Origin of the sequence: Pedobacter psychrophilus, from assembly GCF_001652725.1 — a bacterium.
Classification (GTDB): domain Bacteria; phylum Bacteroidota; class Bacteroidia; order Sphingobacteriales; family Sphingobacteriaceae; genus Pseudopedobacter; species Pseudopedobacter psychrophilus.
This window is the reverse complement of the sequence record NZ_LWHJ01000011.1, coordinates 731,177-750,441: the sequence shown is the minus strand read 5'-3', so window position 1 is coordinate 750,441 and position 19,265 is coordinate 731,177. Positions and strand designations below refer to the sequence as shown.

18 protein-coding genes are annotated in these 19,265 nt (G+C 31.7%); 9 read left to right on the top strand and 9 right to left on the bottom strand.

Annotation, left to right across the window (positions count from 1 at the left end):
• Together A5893_RS03715 and A5893_RS03710 are read left to right on the top strand one after the other, a co-directional pair.
• Entirely contained in the window at positions 1-960 is a 960-nt protein-coding gene (locus A5893_RS03715) for a glycosyltransferase family 9 protein (protein ID WP_232456791.1), read from the top strand.
• On the top strand, positions 953-1,456 hold the full coding sequence (locus A5893_RS03710; RefSeq protein ID WP_068821184.1) for a SixA phosphatase family protein: 504 nt from the start codon (positions 953-955) through the stop codon (positions 1,454-1,456). Before A5893_RS03715 ends, A5893_RS03710 begins: the two co-directional genes overlap by 8 nt.
• On the opposite strand, the gene dprA is transcribed toward A5893_RS03710, so the two are convergent.
• From dprA to A5893_RS03675, 7 genes are all read right to left on the bottom strand, one after another.
• Complete coding sequence (dprA, locus tag A5893_RS03705; RefSeq protein WP_068821183.1) at positions 1,453-2,541, bottom strand: DNA-processing protein DprA; 1,089 nt, start codon at positions 2,539-2,541, stop codon at positions 1,453-1,455. The genes A5893_RS03710 and dprA overlap by 4 nt on opposite strands.
• Before the next feature lie 17 nt (positions 2,542-2,558).
• Positions 2,559-3,191, bottom strand: a complete 633-nt coding sequence (gene rsmG, locus A5893_RS03700; protein WP_068821182.1) for a 16S rRNA (guanine(527)-N(7))-methyltransferase RsmG — start codon at positions 3,189-3,191, stop codon at positions 2,559-2,561.
• Positions 3,181-3,795, bottom strand: a complete 615-nt coding sequence (locus tag A5893_RS03695) for an RNA polymerase sigma factor (protein ID WP_068821181.1) — start codon at positions 3,793-3,795, stop codon at positions 3,181-3,183. Before A5893_RS03695 ends, rsmG begins: the two co-directional genes overlap by 11 nt.
• A complete protein-coding gene (locus A5893_RS03690) occupies positions 3,786-4,841 on the bottom strand; it encodes a glycosyltransferase (protein ID WP_317040575.1) in 1,056 nt (351 codons plus the stop codon). Before A5893_RS03690 ends, A5893_RS03695 begins: the two co-directional genes overlap by 10 nt.
• Positions 4,842-4,991: 150 nt before the next feature.
• A complete protein-coding gene (locus A5893_RS03685) occupies positions 4,992-5,414 on the bottom strand; it encodes a secondary thiamine-phosphate synthase enzyme YjbQ (RefSeq protein ID WP_068821179.1) in 423 nt (140 codons plus the stop codon).
• 2 nt (positions 5,415-5,416) lie between these two features.
• On the bottom strand, positions 5,417-6,292 hold the full coding sequence (locus tag A5893_RS03680) for a glycoside hydrolase family 25 protein (RefSeq protein WP_068821178.1): 876 nt from the start codon (positions 6,290-6,292) through the stop codon (positions 5,417-5,419).
• A 34-nt stretch (positions 6,293-6,326) separates the two neighbouring features.
• On the bottom strand, positions 6,327-7,313 hold the full coding sequence (locus tag A5893_RS03675; RefSeq protein ID WP_068821177.1) for a hypothetical protein: 987 nt from the start codon (positions 7,311-7,313) through the stop codon (positions 6,327-6,329).
• A 95-nt stretch (positions 7,314-7,408) separates the two neighbouring features.
• On the opposite strand from A5893_RS03675, the gene A5893_RS03670 reads away from it, so the two are divergent.
• Positions 7,409-7,981 carry a thymidine kinase gene (locus tag A5893_RS03670; protein WP_068821176.1) on the top strand — a complete coding sequence of 191 codons (573 nt, stop codon included), beginning with the start codon at positions 7,409-7,411 and terminating at the stop codon, positions 7,979-7,981.
• A gap of 97 nt (positions 7,982-8,078) precedes the next feature.
• On the opposite strand, the gene A5893_RS03665 is transcribed toward A5893_RS03670, so the two are convergent.
• A complete protein-coding gene (locus A5893_RS03665; RefSeq protein WP_068821175.1) occupies positions 8,079-10,946 on the bottom strand; it encodes a S8 family serine peptidase in 2,868 nt (955 codons plus the stop codon).
• A gap of 549 nt (positions 10,947-11,495) precedes the next feature.
• Between A5893_RS03665 and mqnC the strand changes: the two genes are divergently transcribed.
• The 4 genes from mqnC (at position 11,496) to A5893_RS03650 (ending at position 14,724) form a co-directional block, all read left to right on the top strand.
• Positions 11,496-12,620, top strand: a complete 1,125-nt coding sequence (gene mqnC, locus A5893_RS03660; RefSeq protein WP_068821174.1) for a cyclic dehypoxanthinyl futalosine synthase — start codon at positions 11,496-11,498, stop codon at positions 12,618-12,620.
• A 57-nt stretch (positions 12,621-12,677) separates the two neighbouring features.
• A complete protein-coding gene (gene scpB / locus A5893_RS03655; protein ID WP_068821173.1) occupies positions 12,678-13,235 on the top strand; it encodes an SMC-Scp complex subunit ScpB in 558 nt (185 codons plus the stop codon).
• Positions 13,236-13,366: 131 nt separating this feature from the next.
• Entirely contained in the window at positions 13,367-13,528 is a 162-nt protein-coding gene (locus A5893_RS17800; protein WP_198342251.1) for a hypothetical protein, read from the top strand.
• Between the two features lie 77 nt (positions 13,529-13,605).
• Positions 13,606-14,724, top strand: a complete 1,119-nt coding sequence (locus tag A5893_RS03650; RefSeq protein ID WP_068821172.1) for a hypothetical protein — start codon at positions 13,606-13,608, stop codon at positions 14,722-14,724.
• Positions 14,725-14,780: 56 nt separating this feature from the next.
• Here the strand turns inward: A5893_RS03650 and argS are convergent, their stop codons facing one another.
• Positions 14,781-16,550: an arginine--tRNA ligase gene (argS, locus tag A5893_RS03645; protein WP_068821171.1), complete on the bottom strand. Its 1,770-nt coding sequence runs from the start codon at positions 16,548-16,550 to the stop codon at positions 14,781-14,783.
• A 180-nt stretch (positions 16,551-16,730) separates the two neighbouring features.
• On the opposite strand from argS, the gene A5893_RS03640 reads away from it, so the two are divergent.
• Positions 16,731-18,182, top strand: coding sequence for an arginine deiminase family protein (locus tag A5893_RS03640; protein ID WP_068821170.1), 1,452 nt, complete (start codon positions 16,731-16,733; stop codon positions 18,180-18,182).
• Positions 18,183-18,289: 107 nt separating this feature from the next.
• On the top strand, positions 18,290-19,204 hold the full coding sequence (gene ctlX, locus A5893_RS03635; protein WP_068821169.1) for a citrulline utilization hydrolase CtlX: 915 nt from the start codon (positions 18,290-18,292) through the stop codon (positions 19,202-19,204).
• The last annotated feature ends 61 nt before the right edge of the window (positions 19,205-19,265 follow it).

The window sequence follows — 19,265 nt, the reverse complement described above, 5'->3', positions numbered from 1 at the left end:
GTGATCAGATTCAGCTCTATGGGAGATATTATTTACACCTCTCCTATTATTAGATGTTTAAAACAACAGTTGCCAAATGCAGAGATTCATTATTTAACAAAGTCAAATTTTAAGTTTTTATTAGATTATAATCCATACATAACTCAGCTTCATTTATTAAAACCAAAATTAAGAGATACCATAAAAGAGCTTAAAGCAGAGCGTTTTGATTATGTTATTGATCTTCATAATAGTTTAAGGTCTACTTTGGTTAAGATACAATTAGGTATTAAATCTTCTACCTACAAAAAAGAGAGATTTAAAAAGTGGTTGGCATTAAAAGCTCGGATTAATCTGATTAAACCAGATCATTTGGTTGATCGTTATTTAAAAGCAGTTGAATTTCTAGGAGTTATTAATGATGGAAAACCTATAAATTATTTTTTACCAGAAAACACACCTTCTCTTCCTGAAATTATTCCTGATTATTATGCAAAGCCCTATATCGCTTTTATAATTGGTGCTACTCACTTTACCAAAAGAATGCCCAATGAAAAGGTTATTTCTTTATGTAAAAGGATAGAATTACCTGTGATTTTGTTAGGAGGTGAAGACGTTAAAACCAACGCAGCAGTTATTTCTGAAGCATTACCAAATAAAATTATTAATTTAGTCGGACAAATCAGTTTAAATGAATCTGTAACAGTGGTAAAAAATGCCGCACAAGTTATAGGTTTTGACACTGGTTTAACACACATCTCTGAAGCATTTAATAAAAAACTGACAACAATTTGGGGAAGTACCATCCCTGAATTATTAGGAGTTCAGCCTTATCAAGTTATGAAGCATTATGAAGCTGGGGTTACACTTTCATGTAGACCTTGCTCCAAATTTGGATTATCAGCTTGCCCAAAAGGTCATTTTAAATGTATGAAAGATATTAATGAAGATTTAATTATCGATTTTATTGCCCATGAGTAAACAGCTGCTAATAGTACGACACGCAAAATCCGATTGGAACGATGCTTCATTATCAGATTTTAACCGTCCTTTAAATGTCAGAGGTTTGAAAGATGCTCCCATCATTGGCGATAAGCTTTTAAAAAATTCCTTTCATCCAGATTTAGTGATTTCTAGTACCGCTCTAAGGGCAATTAGTACATGTAAACTTGTTTGTAAACAGCTAGGAATTGATAAATCAAAAATTGAAACAAATTCTAATATTTACGAAGCTAGCCATCAGCAACTATTAAAAGTAATTAATACTATTGATAACGATTTTGAAAAAGTCGCTATGTTTGGACATAATAATGGAGTAACTGATTTAACGGTTTATTTGACTGATGCCGACATATTTAACATACCTACTAGCGGTATGGTATTAATTTCTTTTCCTTTTGATGATTGGAAAATGGTAAGTAAAGGAACTGGAAAAGTGGTTCTTTATGAATATCCTAAAAACATTACGGAGGATTAGTTTAATCGATAAACTTTTCCAGGCAACGAAATAATTACGGACTGCATTTCTAGATTTAATAAAGCCATTGCCAATTTACTTTGCGTCATATTTAACTTTAGTTGAAGATCATCGATAGCAATGCTTTCATGTTTTTTAATCGTATCCACTATCAATTTATCTTCTGCACTTAAATTTAAAAGTAATTCTGGTTCTATTCTTTTCTTTATCAACAAACCGTCTAACCAGCCCATTATATATTCTAAATCTTCAGATTTAGTTAATAAATGTGCCCTATTTGTTTTTATTAAAAAATTGCAGCCATCAGAAAATTCATCATCTACCCTACCAGGAACAGCAAAAACATCTCTATTATAAGAATTAGCAATTTCTGCAGTAATCAAAGCACCCCCATTTCTAGTAGCTTCAACAACTATAACCGCATCTGCCATTCCTGCAATTATTCGATTTCTTTTTGGAAAGTTTTGTCTATCAGGATTTGTTTGCGACGGAAATTCAGTTAATAAACCCCCATTTGCTAACATTTTTTCTGCCACAGGGCGATGCAAAGCTGGATAAAGTCTATCTAAACCATGTCCTAAAACACCAACTGTAGCTATTCCTAAATTAAGAGCTGCTTTATGTGCAGCTATATCAATTCCATAAGCGAGGCCACTTGCCACTATTAATCCATGATGTTTTAATCCTTCAATTAATTTATCACAAAAAAACCGACCGTAATTTGTTGCATTTCTGGTACCAACAACTGCCACAATCTTTTGGTTATTTAAATCAGCTTTGCCTTTAAAATACAGCATTGTAGGTGCATCAAAGCAATGCTTTAAACGTTTAGGATATTGCTTATCGAGATAAAAAAAACTTTGGATTTTATACTTTTCAATAAATTTGAGCTCCTCTTCTGCCCTCGCAAAAGCCGTATGGTTTACAATAGATTCCGCAGTTTTAGAACCTATGCCAGGAATTTTTTCTAAAGCTTTTTTAGATGAAGAAAATACTTCTTCTGCACTTCCGCAATAACTTACGAGCGTTTTTGTTGTGATATCTCCAATTCCTTTAACAAACGTCAGTGCAATTTCATGGAGCATAATAGAAGTAAATAAATTTATTGTGCAGGGAAATAAACCACATACTTGGTCTCAAAAAATTCTTCTTCAAAGTAGTCTGTCAAAGGAAAAAGTTTAATGTTTTTCATTTGAGATTCATTTAATTCTTGTTGTAAATCACCTCCTTTAAGATACAAAACGCCATTTTTCAAATCTGATTCGCTATGCTTTTCAAACTTACCTCTTATCCAAGGATAAAAATCTTTTAGCTGCGTAACTGCTCTAGAAACAATGAAATCAAATTTTTCATCTACTTGCTCTGCCCTGCTATGGATAGCTTTTAAGTTTTTTAAACCAATTGCAGATGAAACTTCATTCACCACCTTTATTTTTTTACCGATAGAATCTACCAATAAAAATTTAGTTTCAGGAAATAAAATAGCTAATGGAATACCAGGAAATCCTCCACCCGTACCTACATCTAAAACAGATTGACTTGGTAAAAACTTACAAACTTTAGCAATACCTAAAGAATGTAGGATATGCCTTTCATAAAGTAAATCTATATCCTTTCTACTAATTACGTTAATTTGGGAATTCCAATTTTGATAAAGCCCATAAAGTTGGTCAAACTGCTTTATTTGATAATCGGTTAGATTTGGAAAATATTTTTGAATAATACTAGAAGTCACTTGTTTCGCTTTTCAACCTTTTACTTAAAACGTTGGATAATAAATCTCTACCTCTAAATAGTTGTGCTTTAACAGTTCCTAAAGGCAAACTTAATTGCTCTGCTATTTCTTCATAAGATAATTCATCAAAATATCTGAGTATAATTAATGTCTTATATCTTGGTGGAAGTTTGTCAATTATTTCTTTCAATTGCTCAGTCTGTTGCTTTTTAATGGAAGTTTCTTCGGGATTTAAAACATCACTTTTAATTTCAAAAACCCTATCTTCATTTCCATCTCCACCAAGTCCATCAATAGAAGTTGTAGCCAACTTCTTTTTTCTGATAAAATCTATACTTCCGTTAGTGGCTATCCTAAACAACCACGTACTAAAAGCAAACTCAGGACGATATTTTTCTAGATTTTCAAAAGCTTTAGCAAAAGTGGTTACGGTAATATCCATGGCATCATCCTTATTATTTACCATTTTTAATACCATAAAAAATATGGAATCCTTATAACGCTGCATTAATTCGGCGTAAGCTTTTTGCTCACCAAGTTTTGCCCGCTCAACTAAAGAGAAATCGTTCTTTGCGTTATCAGAAAAATTAGGATTTACTTCCATACTGTCTTTTTTCTAAAAACTCCTGTAATATTTATAGAAGTTAAATAAATATAATAAAAAGGATCTAATATTATAAACCACCAAATTAAATCTTTATTCCTCAATTTTTTTAATGCTTTATAATAAACAAAAATTTGGGCAAAAAATCGGATAAAAAATACAATTGCAACAACCAATAATTCGATTTTGAAAATCAAGCACAAAACTAAAAATAAATAAAATCCTATTGCAGATCCAGTTTGGAAAGTCAGATTTTTTTTATCTTGAGCTTTATAAGCCTTACCAGCTCCCAAATGTCGCGTTTTCTGTTTCCAATAACTGCCCCAAGTCAATTTAGGCTCGCTCCAAACTTGGCTTTCTTTTGAAACCTCAATAACGGTATTAGATGGATTTGAATTTTCATTTACAAACAAATCATCATCACCGGAAGGGATATGCATGTGCGATGCAAAACCTTTATTTTTAAAAAACAGTGACTTTTTATAAGATAAATTTCTACCAACCCCCATATATGGCATCCCGTTAAGGGCATAAGAAAAATAATTTAACGCCGTTTGGAAAGTTTCATACCTGATTAAACCATTTAGTAAACCTTTATGCTTAAAGTAAGGCGAATATCCTAAGACAATTTCTGTTTTTTCGTTTTGGTAATGAGCAGTCATTTCAATGATCCAATTTTCAGATTCTGGTTTGCAATCTGCATCGGTAAATAAAATAATTTCATTTAAAGCTGCTTTTATACCCAAAGTTGCAGCAAACTTTTTAGCTGTTTTAAAACGAGGATGTTCTTCTATTTTAACTATTTTAAGATGTTTATATTTTTCAGTAAAAACTTTTAAAACATCTTCACTATTATCATAAGAGCAATCATTTACTACTACAACTTCAAAATTTGGATGGTTTTGCTCTAAAATAAAAGGTAAATATTTTTGGAGGTTTACAGCTTCATTTCTCGCACAGATAATTACAGAAACAGGATAAGAAACTTTATTTAAGTTTGATGTTTTAGATTTAAAAACAGAAAATTTTCTTTGGATAACCAGCAAATAATATAGCTGAGTAATAAGGCAGATTTGAAGCAGAAAAAATAGAGCGTAATTGATATAAAAATCCAAACGTTTGAGTTTATGAAGCTGCAAATTTCACATTTTTAGCTTAATAACAAAAAACAAAATTTAGAAAGAAAATCTCAGATTTTAAACTCCCCAAGCTGTTGCTATAAACTGACGGTTGCCGCCATGATTTCGATGTTCGCATAAATAAATACCTTGCCAAGTGCCAAAAGCTAACCGCCCATTTGTAATGGGAATAGTAACCGAAGAACCCAAGATTGCCGCTTTTAAATGAGCTGGCATATCATCAGAACCTTCATAATCATGTTTATATTCAGGATCGTTTTCTTTTACGGTTTTATTAAAGAACATTTCAAAATCTTGTCTAACTGTTGCATCTGCGTTTTCATTGATAGTTAATGATGCAGAAGTATGTTGAATAAATAGCTGCAACATCCCCATTTTAATTTCAGAAATTTGAGGTATTGCATTGATAACTTCACTTGTCATTAAATGAAAACCTCTTCTTTTTTCTTTTAAGCTAAAATGTTTCTGATGAATAATCATATTTAATCTTTTGTTTTTTGAATTAATAAACCACTTAAATCTTCTAACTCGCCATTAAAAACATTCATATCAACTTTAGATTTTATACCATCAATATGGGCATTATCTGCATGTTGCCAAAAATCCCAATGAGTTTTGCTATCCAATTTCAATTTAGGCTGATAATAATGAGCAATCCATAAGGGATAATCATTAAAATTTCCTTTTAAATTTTCTTTATAAAACTGATAACCTGTATAAATTATTGGTTTTACTTTGGTTTTTCTTTCTACTTCGTCTAAAAAATCCTGCAAATTCGGAACCAATTCATCTGGACTTAATCCAGCAGATTCCTCAATGTCAACAACTGGAGGTAAATCTCCCGCTTCAACTTTTAGAGTTTGTAAGAAAAATCGAGCTTGCCAAATCCCAGATTTTTTAGGTTTAAAATAATGATAAGCTCCTCTAATTACTCCAGATTTTTTGCTTTCTCTCCAATTTCTTTGAAAATATGGATCAACCAAAGTAACCCCTTCCGTAGCTTTAATAAAGGCAAAGTTGATTTTAATGCCATTAAATTCCATTGCATTTACTTTTTGCCAATCAATTTTACTTTGATAAGATGAGACATCAATCCCATGAACGTAATATTTTCTCGGAATTCTAATTCCAAATTTTTCATAATGAGGATATTCATCAAAGATAAAAAGATCATGAAACCATCTTCCGGTAGAAACTGCGGTTTTTAAAACTTTACCATAATAAAAAGGAGAAAAAACTAAGCAAACAATAATTAAAGTAATAACTCTAAACTTCCATTTATTACTCTTTTTTTTAGTTTTACGAGGAGTTCTTTTTGGTTTGCTCTTGATGTTTTGCAGAGCTTTTTTAACAGGCATTTATAGCGTAAGAATTATAAGACAATAATTGAATTTAACTAACAAATTTTTTGTTAAGATATTCATAAAGTCTATCAACAGTTGATTGCTTTAATGTCCAATCATTTTTTACAGAATAGTTTTTTTGAAGAAAATTATCTGCTGCATCAAAAGTTTCAAATCTGTTTATAATCTCAATTGCTTCGCTATAAGCTAAATTATAGCCATTAAAAAGTTCTTTGATAAAGACCATTTTATCATTTAAACTGATAGAAGTTTTTAAATCTGTAATTTGTTTAGACCCAGAATTACTGCCAGAATTTTTACCCAATTTTGCCGACAGCATTTCATTTAAAGTTAATCGCTTTTCTTGTTTTTCTGAATTTTCTATAATTGTTGGAGTAGAATCTTTTACTAGTTTAACTTCTACTTTTTCTTCAATTATTGGTTCTAATTCTTCAATAGCTTCAATATGATTTTCTTCTGGTTTAACAACCAAAAAAGGTTCTTCTCCAATTTCTTCTTCAACATCATCAAAATCCTCTTCCTCAACATCTGTTACATCTTTTAATTCCTTTGATTTATTGGCTAAAAATTTCTCTTCTTCTTCACTTAAATTCCTATCAAAAACATCAGCAACTTCTATTTTTTTCTCAAAATCAAAAATCATTTCTGTAGGCTGCTCGTCAAAAGAAAAATCAAAAATTCTTTTTTTGGGTTGTGATATTTCTTCATCTTCAAAAACCTGTTCTTCATTTGTTTGTGAATGTTCTTCTAAAATGATTACTGGCTTTTCATCTTCTCGATGCTCTTCAATTTTTTTGATTTCGGGAGTTTGTTCGATTAATTTTTGTTCTAAATCTACATTTAAATCTAATTTTTTAAGAATTTCTATATGATCAATCAAAAAATCTGAATTAGCCGTAAATAACTCCAATTCTAACAAACTGATTTTTTTTGCATTAGTTAAATACTGATGTTGCTCTTTAAGTTCTTGAATAATATCACCTATTTTTCTTAGGATTTGTTGTTTATTCATCATGGTAAGGAAACGTAATTATCGACTATTTATGTTGGTAAAACGTTCTCAAAAATAACATATAATTCTGATATTAGCCGAAAGGTTTAAGGCAATTTATGTTTAGCGATAATAGGTTAAGAATAAGAAGCGAGTTAGGAGGAAGTATTGAAGTAGTATGCGGTTCTATGTTTTCTGGTAAAACAGAAGAACTTTTGCGCCGTTTAAAAAGAGCCCAAATTGCCAAATTACAGGTAGAAATTTTTAAACCTAAAACTGATACTAGATATGATGAAACAGCTGTAGTTTCTCACGATTTAAATTCAGTACAATCTACACCTGTAGACCATTCTTCTGCTATTTTATTATATGGAAGCAATGCCCAAGTTGTTGGGATTGATGAAGCCCAGTTTTTTGATGATGAATTGCCCGATGTATGTGTCAAGTTGGCAAACAGAGGTATAAGAGTAATTATTGCAGGTTTAGATATGGATTTTGAAGGCCGACCTTTTGGTCCAATTCCAGCTTTAATGGCCATTGCTGATGATGTAACCAAAGTTCATGCAGTTTGCATGAAATGTGGTAATTCTGCTCTTTTTAGTTACCGCCTGGTAGAAAATAAAAATCAAGTCATGTTAGGAGAAAAAGAAAGCTATGAGCCTAGGTGCAGGGTTTGTTTTAATTTAGATTAATTAGTTTTCTCACCATTAAGGCATTAAGAATTATATCTTAATTTCTTCATGTTAAAATTTCAAAATTACATCCTTTTTATTTATATAATATGAAAGTTTATTTTATCACCACCATTTTCATAACCCTATCTAATCCTCCAAAAGAAGCTTTGTAAAAATAAATTCCACTGTTTAATAGATTAGCATCGATAGTAAAATCATGATTGCCTTTTTTTGAATCTCCATTAAACAAAGTTTTAATTTTTTTGCCTGTCAAATCATATAATTCAATATCTAATCTTCCATTTGATGGGATATAAACCATAAAGTTTGTGTTTGAAGTTGCAGGATTAGGATAATTTTGAGACACAGAAAACTGATTTAAAATAGCCTCTGGATTTACAGCAGTGGTAATTTGCCCATATTTTGCTTGTGCAGCTAAAGCGGAAGTTTTAATATCCGTTAAATCATCGCCAGCCAAAAATGCAAAAGCCACTTTTACAGTTTGATTCGGCGCTAAAGAATAAGGGCCGTAACCAGAGGTAAACATCACATCTAAACCAGTTCCGGTTCCTAAAGTATTAGATTTTATTCCACTAGATAAAGTCGCGAATTTTTCTGATATAGTAAAGTTTCCATCTTCTTGAAAATCCCCAGGTATTTGATATGACATTGGATAAAAAACTGGAGTCGCAGTAGCAGATAGAAGTTTCACTCCAGCATAAGGAGAAAGCGGAGTACTAGCATAACAATAAGCTAATTTTAAAGCATCATCATATCTTAAAAGGTTTTTATCCCCTTCATCCACATCCCAATCTGTAAATAAACCTGCATAAACATTGCTAATAGTAGCAGTTGTTTTATTGGTGATCTCATATTGCGTAATTACATATTTGTCATCGGGAGAATTTTTATAAGCGGTTAATGTATTTTTTACTGATAATCCTAAAGCTGAAGGATTAGCAGCATCTGTAAAAGTTGCATTTCCCTCATAATCTGCAGTTGAGTTTGTTACTTTTGCTACTTTACTCAATTTAACAAAATGATGATCAGAAGTCCCGTTTGTGCCTCTAGCATTATTTGAAACTACAGTTGCTGAGTTACCGATCATTAAACTAGCTTCATATAATAAATCAAAATCCTTATAAATAAATCCTAAACCATTTGTTGCATCATCAGCACTAAAACCCACTTTTCCATTACTAGTAATTGTTGTATAGGTTTTATTAACAGTAATATTTTGATAATCTAAATTAACGGTTGTCGTAAAAAATTCATTATCCTGATAAGAGGAAGCTAAATCTGTATAATTTAAAGTAAATATAATTGATGAATTATCGGCAGTAACCGGTTTAACCACAACTTTAAAAGGACCAATGTTTTTTATTTGATTAGTATTAATAGTTCCAGCGTTCAAATTCGCATTCAGAATATTAATACTAGGATTGGTAGAACTTAAGGTTACTGATAGATTATTTGTGTTTTGCAAGATATTTTTTAAATCAAAATAATATAACAAAGTATCTCCCTGAGAATAAGCTCCAAAAGAATGATCTGTTATGGTAATTTTCTGATTTTTAATTGATGGTGAATTTGAACCATTAAGTAATGCTTTATAAACGTTAAATCGTCCTTTACCTAACTGATTAATATAATTACTATTACCTGTCAATCCATAAATGTCATCAGAATTTAATCGTAAAATTTCTCCAATTTGAATAGCGGTTAGACTTGGATATTTTGCCCAAACTAAAGCTACTGCACTAGAAACAATCGGTGTAGCCATAGAAGTTCCACTTTTATAACCATATAAACTCCTATTAACTGTACTATAAATTGAAGAACCAGGCGATGCTAAAGAAACATGGTAGCCATAACTTGATGAAGAAGCCTTCACATCATTGTTTGCAACATTAGACACTGCAAATGCACCTTTATAAGCAGCAGGAAAAATAGGCTCATCTGTTCTACTATTACCAGCTGCAACCACTACCAGGCAACCTTTACTCACTGCATAATTAATCACATCCTGTCCAAATGCACCTCCTCCAGGACCGCCCCAAGAACAACTAATTATTTTTACTCCATGGTCTGCTGCATATATAATTCCATCATAACCTCTATAAATGGCACTGGCATTATCATCAGAACCAACTTTTAAGATCATTAATTTTGCCGTTTGGGCGATACTTGCGATTCCTTTACCGTTATTAGTGACGGCAGATGCTAAACCACTTACGTGTATCCCATGATCAACAGAGTCCGATTTTGCTGAAGGATCATTATCTTCTTTTAAATTACTTGCAGATAAACCCACAAAATCCCAACCTTTATTGTTATCAATGTAGCCATCGTTATCATCGTCAATACCATTAATAGGATCATTTGGGTTAACGAATATATTAGCTGCTAAATCTTCATGGGTTAAATCAGAACCAGAATCTACAATCGCAATTACAATTCCATTTGCATTTGGTTGTATATTCCAAGCCTGAGATGCTTTTACCTGATTCAGATAGTTTTGATTTCCTCCTGTGTAAGAAGGATCATTTGGATCGGTAAAAGTATGATAGATAAAACTTGGTTCTGCATATTCAACAGTTTTATCTTTCAATATTTCATTAATTGCCGCTTCAACAGAAATATGATCATCATAAACTACTTCAAATATCCTGTTTAGACCAACTTCGTTGATTTTTTGTTGATCTGAAAAAGTTTTACGAGATAAATCCCCAACTCTTAAGACTGGCTTTTGAGAATTTATTTTTAGAAGAGATGAATTTTTATTGTTACCAGTATCAAATGTTTTAACTCCCTGTAGAGGGACATTTTTATATTTTACAATAATAGTTTTATCTAAATAGTCTGATTCATTAACACCTTTTGGCAGATGATAAGTTCTTAAAGAATCTTTCTCTGTACCAAAAGCTAGTGATTTAAAAACTACAAGAATTATTACAGAAAATAAGTAGAAATATTTTTTCATACGGTAATAAACGTAAAAAATTGTTTTACAGGATGTTAAATGTATCGATAAATTTTAAATGTTTCTAGAAGTTTAATTAGATTTTAATGTAATAGTGATTTATCAAAAACTAAAGTCCTTAAAAAGGTTTTTGCAAAATTGTTAATTAGACTTTGTTTAAACTCAAAATTATCAACAATATTTACCCAATGCATACATAATACTTATTAATTTAACATTTTTTTAACATTTGACCTATTGAATTATCAATAATAAAAACATATGGTTTAAAATTTAATAAATTACTGACAAAAACATGACAATTAGGATTACTCATAGTGTTATCTTTACACCAAGTAATTCGAGGTGGTTCTCAGTTACTTTATAAAATTTCCTATCGTTTAATTTAGGTTTATAATTGGTTAGTTTAAGCTCCACTCTCCCCGTTTGGAGCTTAACTGTTTTATAAGCTTTTCGTAATTTAAAAAATCATTTTTTTTTTGATTAATGAATTAAAGTCAACTATTAAAAATTCACAAACAAAATTGATTATAAGCTGTATTTTTGTGTATGAATATTCCTGAGATATTGAGCAGAGCTCAAAATTTTGAATTTTTAAATTTAGAAGAAGGCTTGCATCTTTACCATAACGCTTCCACACCAGAGTTGATGTACGTTGCTAATGAACTGCGTAAAAAGCAAGTACCGCATGGCAAGGTTACTTGGCAAATAGATAGGAACGTAAACACAACAAACGTCTGCATTGCTAATTGTAAGTTCTGTAATTTTTTTCGAAGACCAGGGCATGAGGAAAGCTACATTACCGATATTGAAACCTATAAGGTGAAAATTGAAGAAACCATCAAATTAGGTGGAGATCAACTTTTATTACAAGGAGGTCATCACCCGGATTTAGGCTTAAAATTTTATTCAGATTTATTTAGACAGTTAAAACAACTTTATCCACAAGTAAAATTGCACTCTTTAGGTCCGCCAGAAATTGCCCATGTTGCAAAATTAGAAGGCATGAGTCATTATGACGTCTTAAAGAATATGAAACAAGCTGGTTTAGATTCTCTACCAGGTGCTGGAGCAGAAATTTTAAACGATAGGGTTAGAAGATTAATCTCTAAAGGAAAATGCGGCGGACAAGAGTGGTTAGATGTAATGAGAGCTGCTCATCAATTAAATATTCCAACTTCTGCCACTATGATGTTTGGCCATATTGAAACAATTGAAGAACGTTTTGAGCATTTGATATGGATAAGAGAAGTTCAAGCTGAAAAACCTGAAGGAAATCATGGTTTTGTTGCATTTATTCCTTGGCCTTTTCAGGATGATGGCACATTGCTAAAAAAACTAAGAGGAATCACCAATAATGTTACCGGAGACGAATACATTAGAATGATTGCTTTGAGCAGAATAATGTTGCCAAATATTAAAAACATACAAGCAAGTTGGCTAACGGTTGGCAAGCAGGTGGCGCAAATTTGTTTACATGCTGGTGCAAATGATTTTGGTTCTATCATGATCGAAGAAAATGTGGTTAGTGCAGCGGGTGCTCCTCATCGTTTTACTTCTAACGGTATCCAAGAATCTATTATAGATGCGGGATTTGAACCTCAATTGCGTAACCAACTTTATCAATGGCGAACAGATGTAAAGCATTTAGAACAACAAGTAATTGACTATTAGTATAGTTTTGTTATAAAATATCTTAGCTCTTTTAATTTTAATCAATTACAAAAATTTATGTTTGAGCAATATATCGAGGCATTAATCTTTGCATCTGATACCAGCATCAGATTAGAAGAAATTATTTTGTGCTTGGAAGCAACCTTAGAGAAAGACATCAAGGAAGAAGACGTTTTGATAACAATTGAAAACATTCAAAAAAAGTATAAAAGCCAAAACTCTGCTCTAGAATTAGTTAAAATTTCTGGCGGTTATCAATTTCTTACTATTAAAGAAATGCTACCAGTTATTAATCAACTTCATATTCAAAAAACTAAAAAGAAACTTAGTCAGTCTGCTTTAGAAACATTAGCAATTATCGCCTATAGGCAACCTATTACCAAAACAGAAATTGAGCAAGTTAGAGGCGTAAATTGTGATTATACGGTACAAAAACTGCTGGAAAAAGATTTAATTACAATCGCTGGTAAAGCCGAAACCCCTGGAAAACCTATAATTTACAGCTTAAGCGATTATTTTTTAGATTATTTTGGAATTAACACTATTTCAGATTTACCTCATTTAAAAGATATTGAATCGCCATCTCAATCTGAAGTTGGAGAAAAATCAGATTAATTTTAAAATATTTCTTGTTATTCAATTTCCTTTATATTTTTGAGGACGTTTTAACACACAAAAAAATTAAAATAAATTTTTAGTTCCTTTTTAAAAATTATAACTTTATTAGCATAATAAAAATCATACAAATGGGAAAGCAACACAAACCAATCGAAGAAGATTTAGATGACGAATCTTTAGACTCTACATCAAAAAGTAAATTTACTGAGGATGAAGATGACGACTTAGATATGCCGTTAGACGACTTGGATGTTATAGAAACCGATTTTGACGACGACGACGACTATTAAGTCTCTTTAAATAATTATTTTTGAGCATCCGCCAGATGATGGTGGATGCTTTTTTATTTAATAACAATAAAGTTTAAATGAAAATTTTAGAGGTTAACTCCCCAAAAAGAGAAAAGGATTTTTTAGATGTAGCAAGGATTATATACAAAAATGATTCTGTTTGGGTTTGCCCTTTAGATAATGATATTAAGACAGTTTTTGATCCAAAAAAAAACAGTTACCATGCTCATGGTAAAGCAATAAGATGGATTTTATTAGACGATAATAAAAATCTGATTGGAAGGATAGCAGCATTTATAAATGACAAAAAAGCCAATACTTTTGCACAACCAACTGGTGGTGTGGGTTTTGTTGAGTGTATAGATAATGATGCCGCTTTTAAACTCTTATTTGATACCGCAAGAAAGTGGCTGAAAGAAAACAGAATGCAAGCCATGGAAGGGCCAATTAATTTTGGGGAAAATGATACTTTTTGGGGCTTACTGATTGAAGGTTTCACTCATCCGTCGTACGGAATGAATTATAACAAACCTTATTATCAAAAGCATTTCGAAAACTATGGTTTTGTTAATGAGTACAATCAACTAACTAACCACTTAGATATTACAAAGCCTTTTCCAGAACGTTTTACAAAAATAGCAAACTGGGTTTCAAATAAACCAGGTTATACTTTTGAATATTTAGATCCAAAAAACTTTGATAAGTATGCAAAGGATTTCATGGAGATTTATAATGATGGTTGGAAAAACTTTGACCATTTCGCTCCCATTAAATTAGAAACCGTTCAAGAAAGTTTTGAGCAAATGAAGCAAATTATGGATCCCAAACTTATTTGGTTTGCTTACATAAATGGAGAACCAGCTTCTTTTGTGGTGATTTTACCGGATGCAAATTTGATGATTAAACCTTTAAATGGTAAACTAGATTTAATTGGAAAGTTGAAATTTGTTTATAAGCGATGGAAAGGTGTAAATAGAATGCGGGCTATTGTGATGGGAACGAAGCAAAAATTTCAAAAACATGGTTTAGAATCTGCAATTTTCATAAAGTTGAAAGAGTACGTGATACCAATGAAACAGTACGATGAATTAGAACTTTCTTGGGTGGGTGATTTTAACGATAAAATGTTGGCTATTCATGACGCAACAGGCTCTGTTTTTGGCAAAAAACACGCAACCATGATCTGTGTTTTTTAACTTTTAAAGACTTACGAAGTTTTAAAAACTTCGTAAGTCTGAAATAAGTCTCAGTTCTACATCCTTTCAGGCATTTCAATTCCTAGCAATCCCATAGCTTTTTTTAATGTTGATGCAGTATGATAAGAAAGCTTAAGTCTAAAGATTTTCAAATCTTCATCTTCTACTTTTAAAATGCTTTCTGTTTGATAAAATTTGTTGTAAATTTTGGCTAGCTCATAAGCATAATTTGCAACTGAAGCAGGATTATGTTCTTCAGCTGCTAATTTTATTAAATTAGGGTATTTACTTAAAATCTGTATCAATTCTAATTCTGTTTCTGCTAATGCTTCCGTCTTTTTAATAATGATTTTGCCTAATTCCTTTTCGGCTTTAGCTAAAACAGATTTTATCCTGGCATGGGTGTATTGAATAAACGGACCCGTATTTCCTTGAAAATCTATCGACTCGTTCGGATCAAAAAGTAAACGTTTTTTTGGCTCTACTTTTAACAAGAAATATTTTAAAGCTCCCAAACCAATCATTTCAAAAAGTTGCTCTTTTTCTGCGGCTTCAAAATTATCAACCTTGCCTAGAGCTTCGGTTTTTTCCTTCGCCGTTTGCTTCATTTCCTCAATTAAATCATCTGCATCTACTACCGTTCCTTCCCTCGATTTCATTTTACCAGAAGGCAAATCAACCATCCCATAAGAAAGATGATACAAACCCTTAGCCCAGGATTTACCCAATTTTTCTAAAATCAAAAACAAAACTTTAAAATGGTAATCTTGTTCATTACCAACCACATAAATAGATTCCTGCATTTTAAAATCATTGTATTTTAATTGCGCAGTACCTAAATCTTGTGTAATGTAAACGGAAGTTCCATCAGCTCTTTGCACCAACTTTTCGTCCAAACCATCCGCAGTTAAATCTATCCAAACAGAACCATCTTCTTTTTTAAAGAAAACTCCTTTTTCTAAACCTTCGGCAACAATATCCTTCCCTAGTAAGTAAGTGTTAGATTCATAATAATATTTATCAAAATTTACACCTAAAGCTTTATAAGTTTTATCAAAACCGGCATAAACCCATTCGTTCATTTTTTTCCAAAGCGCAATTACCGCTTCATCTCCAGTTTCCCATTTCAATAACATTTCTTGCGCCTCTAAAATTAGTGGTGCTTGTTTTTTTGCCTCTTCCTCGGTTTTCCCTTCTGCTTTTAAAAATTCTATTTCTTTTTTATAATGTTGGTCAAAAATTACATAATATTTACCTACTAAATGATCGCCTTTTAAATGGGTAGATTCTGGCGTTTCATTCTCTCCAAATTTTTGCCAAGCCAACATAGATTTACAAATATGTATGCCTCTATCATTAACAAGATTCGCTTTTATAACCTCAAAACCAGCTGCTTGTAAAATCTCGGCCACAGCATAACCCAATAAATTATTACGCACATGCCCCAAATGTAAAGGCTTATTGGTATTTGGCGATGAATATTCTACCATCACCTTTTGTCCATTTGATGGCAATCTCCCAAAATCAGGATGTGAAATATTTAGAAATTCATCAATCCAATAAGCGTCACTTAATACAATATTTAAAAAGCCTTTTATTACGTTAAAATCAGCAACTTCTTCGCAATATTCTTTTAGATAATCACCAATTAAAGTTGCCGTTTGTTCTGGAGATTTTTTTGAAAATCTTACAAAAGGAAAAACTACAAAAGTAACCTGACCTTCAAACTCTTTCTTAGTTTGCTCTAAAACTATCTGATTTTCAGAAACTTCATGATCAAAAATTTCATTAAACGCTTTGGAAATGGCTTGATGTAAAAAATTCATGAGGCAAAAATAATTAATAATGCCTGTATATAATTATTTAATTCTGATAGATTTGTAATTAAGGGAATAATGATTTGGGCGTTCGGGCGGGCTTTACACTTTAGTTTTTTGTCCGCCAGCTGGCAGACAAAAAAGCTGCCGTTTCAATCCCTAACGCAAAACCTGTAAAAATGCCATTTTATGTCGCAAAGCTTATCTTCAAATGATTTTAAATTAAATGTTGGTTCAGAAATAGGAACGTTACGTTGCTTAATTATTCATAGCCCCGATAGTGGTTTAGGAAAAGTTGTTCCTTCTAAAGCACAAGATTGGCTTTTCGAAGATATTGTACATTTAGAAACCATCCGAAAAAACGAATACGACCACTATTTAAAACTTCTTCTCTATTTTTTAGATCCCCAATTAATAAAAGGAAAACTAAACGATATTGATAACGATGCGTCAAGAGAATTTTATAAGCCTAGTAAAGCACAATTTCATAACTCATTAAAAGTAGTCGAGCTTCAGAAATTGTTATCTGATATTTTGGAAGTAGAAAGTATCAAACAAAAGTTAATAGCCTCGGTTTGTGCAATGGAAAGTGTCACTTATCATCTACAAAATGATTTATTGACTAGAAGCACCACAGAATTGGCCAATATCATCATTTCTGGAACCATGGATAATGGAAAGATGATTTTTGCTCCAATCCCAAACCTAATCTTTACCAGAGATGTGGCCATCATTATCAACAATTTTATACTTTTAAATAAACCAGCAAAAAAAGCCCGATCAAGAGAAACACTAATTGCCAGATATATATTTTTTAACCACCCTTTATTTACCGCTTATAAAAATAACATTTTAGAAATTCCAGATTCATTACCACATTTTTTACGTCCGGGCGAAGAAAATGAACAACATAGTACTTTAGAAGGTGGAGATGTAATGGTTGTTGCAAAAAACCATTTGCTAATCGGTTTTAGTGAAAGAACATCGGCAGCAGCCATAAATGAAACTGTTAAGATGTTATTTGATAGAAATGTGGTAGAAAAAGTATCGATTGTAAAAATTCCACATAAACGTGATTTTATGCATCTTGATACCGTTTTTACTCAAGTGAAAAGGAATATGTGGGTAATTTTAAAATCAATTGGGATGGTTGACCATCGTGGTAATGGAAATGAACCTATTGATCATATTACAACTAAACAACCTGAGGATAGAACTGAAGTTACACAATTTATAAAAGGTAAAATTAATGAACCTATTAAATTTGATTCTGTAGAACAACTTTTAACTGATATCAGCGAAAACGATTTAAAATCTAATGAAAAAACAGAAATCATCTATTCAGGAAATGAAGAATTCCCTTACGATTCCAGAGAACAATGGACAGATTCTTGTAATTTATTAGCGGTTAAAGAAGGTGTAGTTTTAGGTTATGATAGAAATGATCATACTATTAACGCATTTAAGAAAAAAGGATTTATGGTAACACACGTAACAGATTTATTACAAAAATTTGAAAGTGGTGAGTTAAATCCCGAGACTTTAGAAAATACATTTATTACTATGCCATCTGCTGAACTTTCTAGAGCGAGAGGTGGTTTCCATTGTATGAGTATGCCAGTTTTTAGAGATGAGATTTAGATGTCAAAATTCGGAGAATCGAAGTCCGGATTAGAATCTCAGGCTTTTATTTTTGATAAATTACCAAAACAGTTCCGTCTACGGACTTCAGACTATTTAACTTAAAAATGCAAACAACTTCCCAAATTTTAATGATCCGTCCGGTAGCATTTGGATTAAATATCCAAACTGCTGATAGTAATGCTTTTCAAAATAAATCCGCACCTCAAGAAAAAGTACAGGAAAAAGCATTAGCAGAATTTGATGCTTTTGCAGATAAATTAAGAGCCAAAGGAATTGAAGTTACTGTTATTGAGGATACTTTAAAACCACGTACTCCCGATTCTATTTTCCCTAATAACTGGATATCTTTTCATGAAGATGGAAGTATTTATTTATATCCTATGCAAGCAGAAAACCGCCGCTTAGAACGTAGGGATGATTTAATTGACACCTTAAGCAAGACTTTCGACATTAGGGAGATTAATGATATTTCTTTTACAGAAGACCGGGGAGAATATTTAGAGGGTACGGGAAGTATGGTTTTGGATAGGGAAAATAAGATTGCTTACGCATGCTTATCAATTCGAACCCAACAAAATGTCTTAGATATTTTCTGTAATGAAAGTGGTTACCAAACGCTAACTTTTGATGCTGTAGACCAAAATGGATTTGCCATTTATCATACCAATGTGATGATGTGTGTTGCAGATAAATTTGTGGTAATTTGTTTAGATGCAGTACCAAATGAAGAAGAGAAAAATAAATTGATTTCTTGCTTTAAAAAAACTGTTAAAGAAATCATTGAAATTGACTACTCGCAAATGAACCAATTTGCAGGAAATATGCTTCAAGTTAATAATAAAGACGGTAAAAGCTTTTTAGTAATGAGCGAAAGAGCGCATCACGCTTTAAATGAAAATCAGATAGAAAAGATTTCTAAATATGCTGCTATTTTATCATCCCCTTTAACAACTATTGAAGACAATGGTGGTGGAAGTGCAAGATGTATGATGGCCGAAATTCATTTAGATAAGTTGTAGAGGCTATTTAGACTTACGAAGTTTTTGAAACTTCGTAAGTCTTTACCATACAGAAATTGTA

Excerpts from the sequence above, each read along its gene's own strand:
- A5893_RS03680 (WP_068821178.1), bottom strand. The coding sequence starts at position 6,292 with ATGCCTGTTAAAAAAGCTCTGCAAAACATCAAGAGCAAACCAAAAAGA.
- ctlX (WP_068821169.1), top strand. The coding sequence starts at position 18,290 with ATGCAAACAACTTCCCAAATTTTAATGATCCGTCCGGTAGCATTTGGA.
- A5893_RS17800 (WP_198342251.1), top strand. The coding sequence starts at position 13,367 with ATGGGAAAGCAACACAAACCAATCGAAGAAGATTTAGATGACGAATCT.
- A5893_RS03640 (WP_068821170.1), top strand. The coding sequence starts at position 16,731 with ATGTCGCAAAGCTTATCTTCAAATGATTTTAAATTAAATGTTGGTTCA.
- scpB (WP_068821173.1), top strand. The coding sequence starts at position 12,678 with ATGTTTGAGCAATATATCGAGGCATTAATCTTTGCATCTGATACCAGC.
- A5893_RS03665 (WP_068821175.1), bottom strand. The coding sequence starts at position 10,946 with ATGAAAAAATATTTCTACTTATTTTCTGTAATAATTCTTGTAGTTTTT.
- argS (WP_068821171.1), bottom strand. The coding sequence starts at position 16,550 with ATGAATTTTTTACATCAAGCCATTTCCAAAGCGTTTAATGAAATTTTT.
- A5893_RS03670 (WP_068821176.1), top strand. The coding sequence starts at position 7,409 with ATGTTTAGCGATAATAGGTTAAGAATAAGAAGCGAGTTAGGAGGAAGT.
- A5893_RS03675 (WP_068821177.1), bottom strand. The coding sequence starts at position 7,313 with ATGATGAATAAACAACAAATCCTAAGAAAAATAGGTGATATTATTCAA.
- A5893_RS03685 (WP_068821179.1), bottom strand. The coding sequence starts at position 5,414 with ATGATTATTCATCAGAAACATTTTAGCTTAAAAGAAAAAAGAAGAGGT.
- A5893_RS03650 (WP_068821172.1), top strand. The coding sequence starts at position 13,606 with ATGAAAATTTTAGAGGTTAACTCCCCAAAAAGAGAAAAGGATTTTTTA.
- A5893_RS03710 (WP_068821184.1), top strand. The coding sequence starts at position 953 with ATGAGTAAACAGCTGCTAATAGTACGACACGCAAAATCCGATTGGAAC.
- dprA (WP_068821183.1), bottom strand. The coding sequence starts at position 2,541 with ATGCTCCATGAAATTGCACTGACGTTTGTTAAAGGAATTGGAGATATC.
- mqnC (WP_068821174.1), top strand. The coding sequence starts at position 11,496 with ATGAATATTCCTGAGATATTGAGCAGAGCTCAAAATTTTGAATTTTTA.
- A5893_RS03695 (WP_068821181.1), bottom strand. The coding sequence starts at position 3,795 with ATGGAAGTAAATCCTAATTTTTCTGATAACGCAAAGAACGATTTCTCT.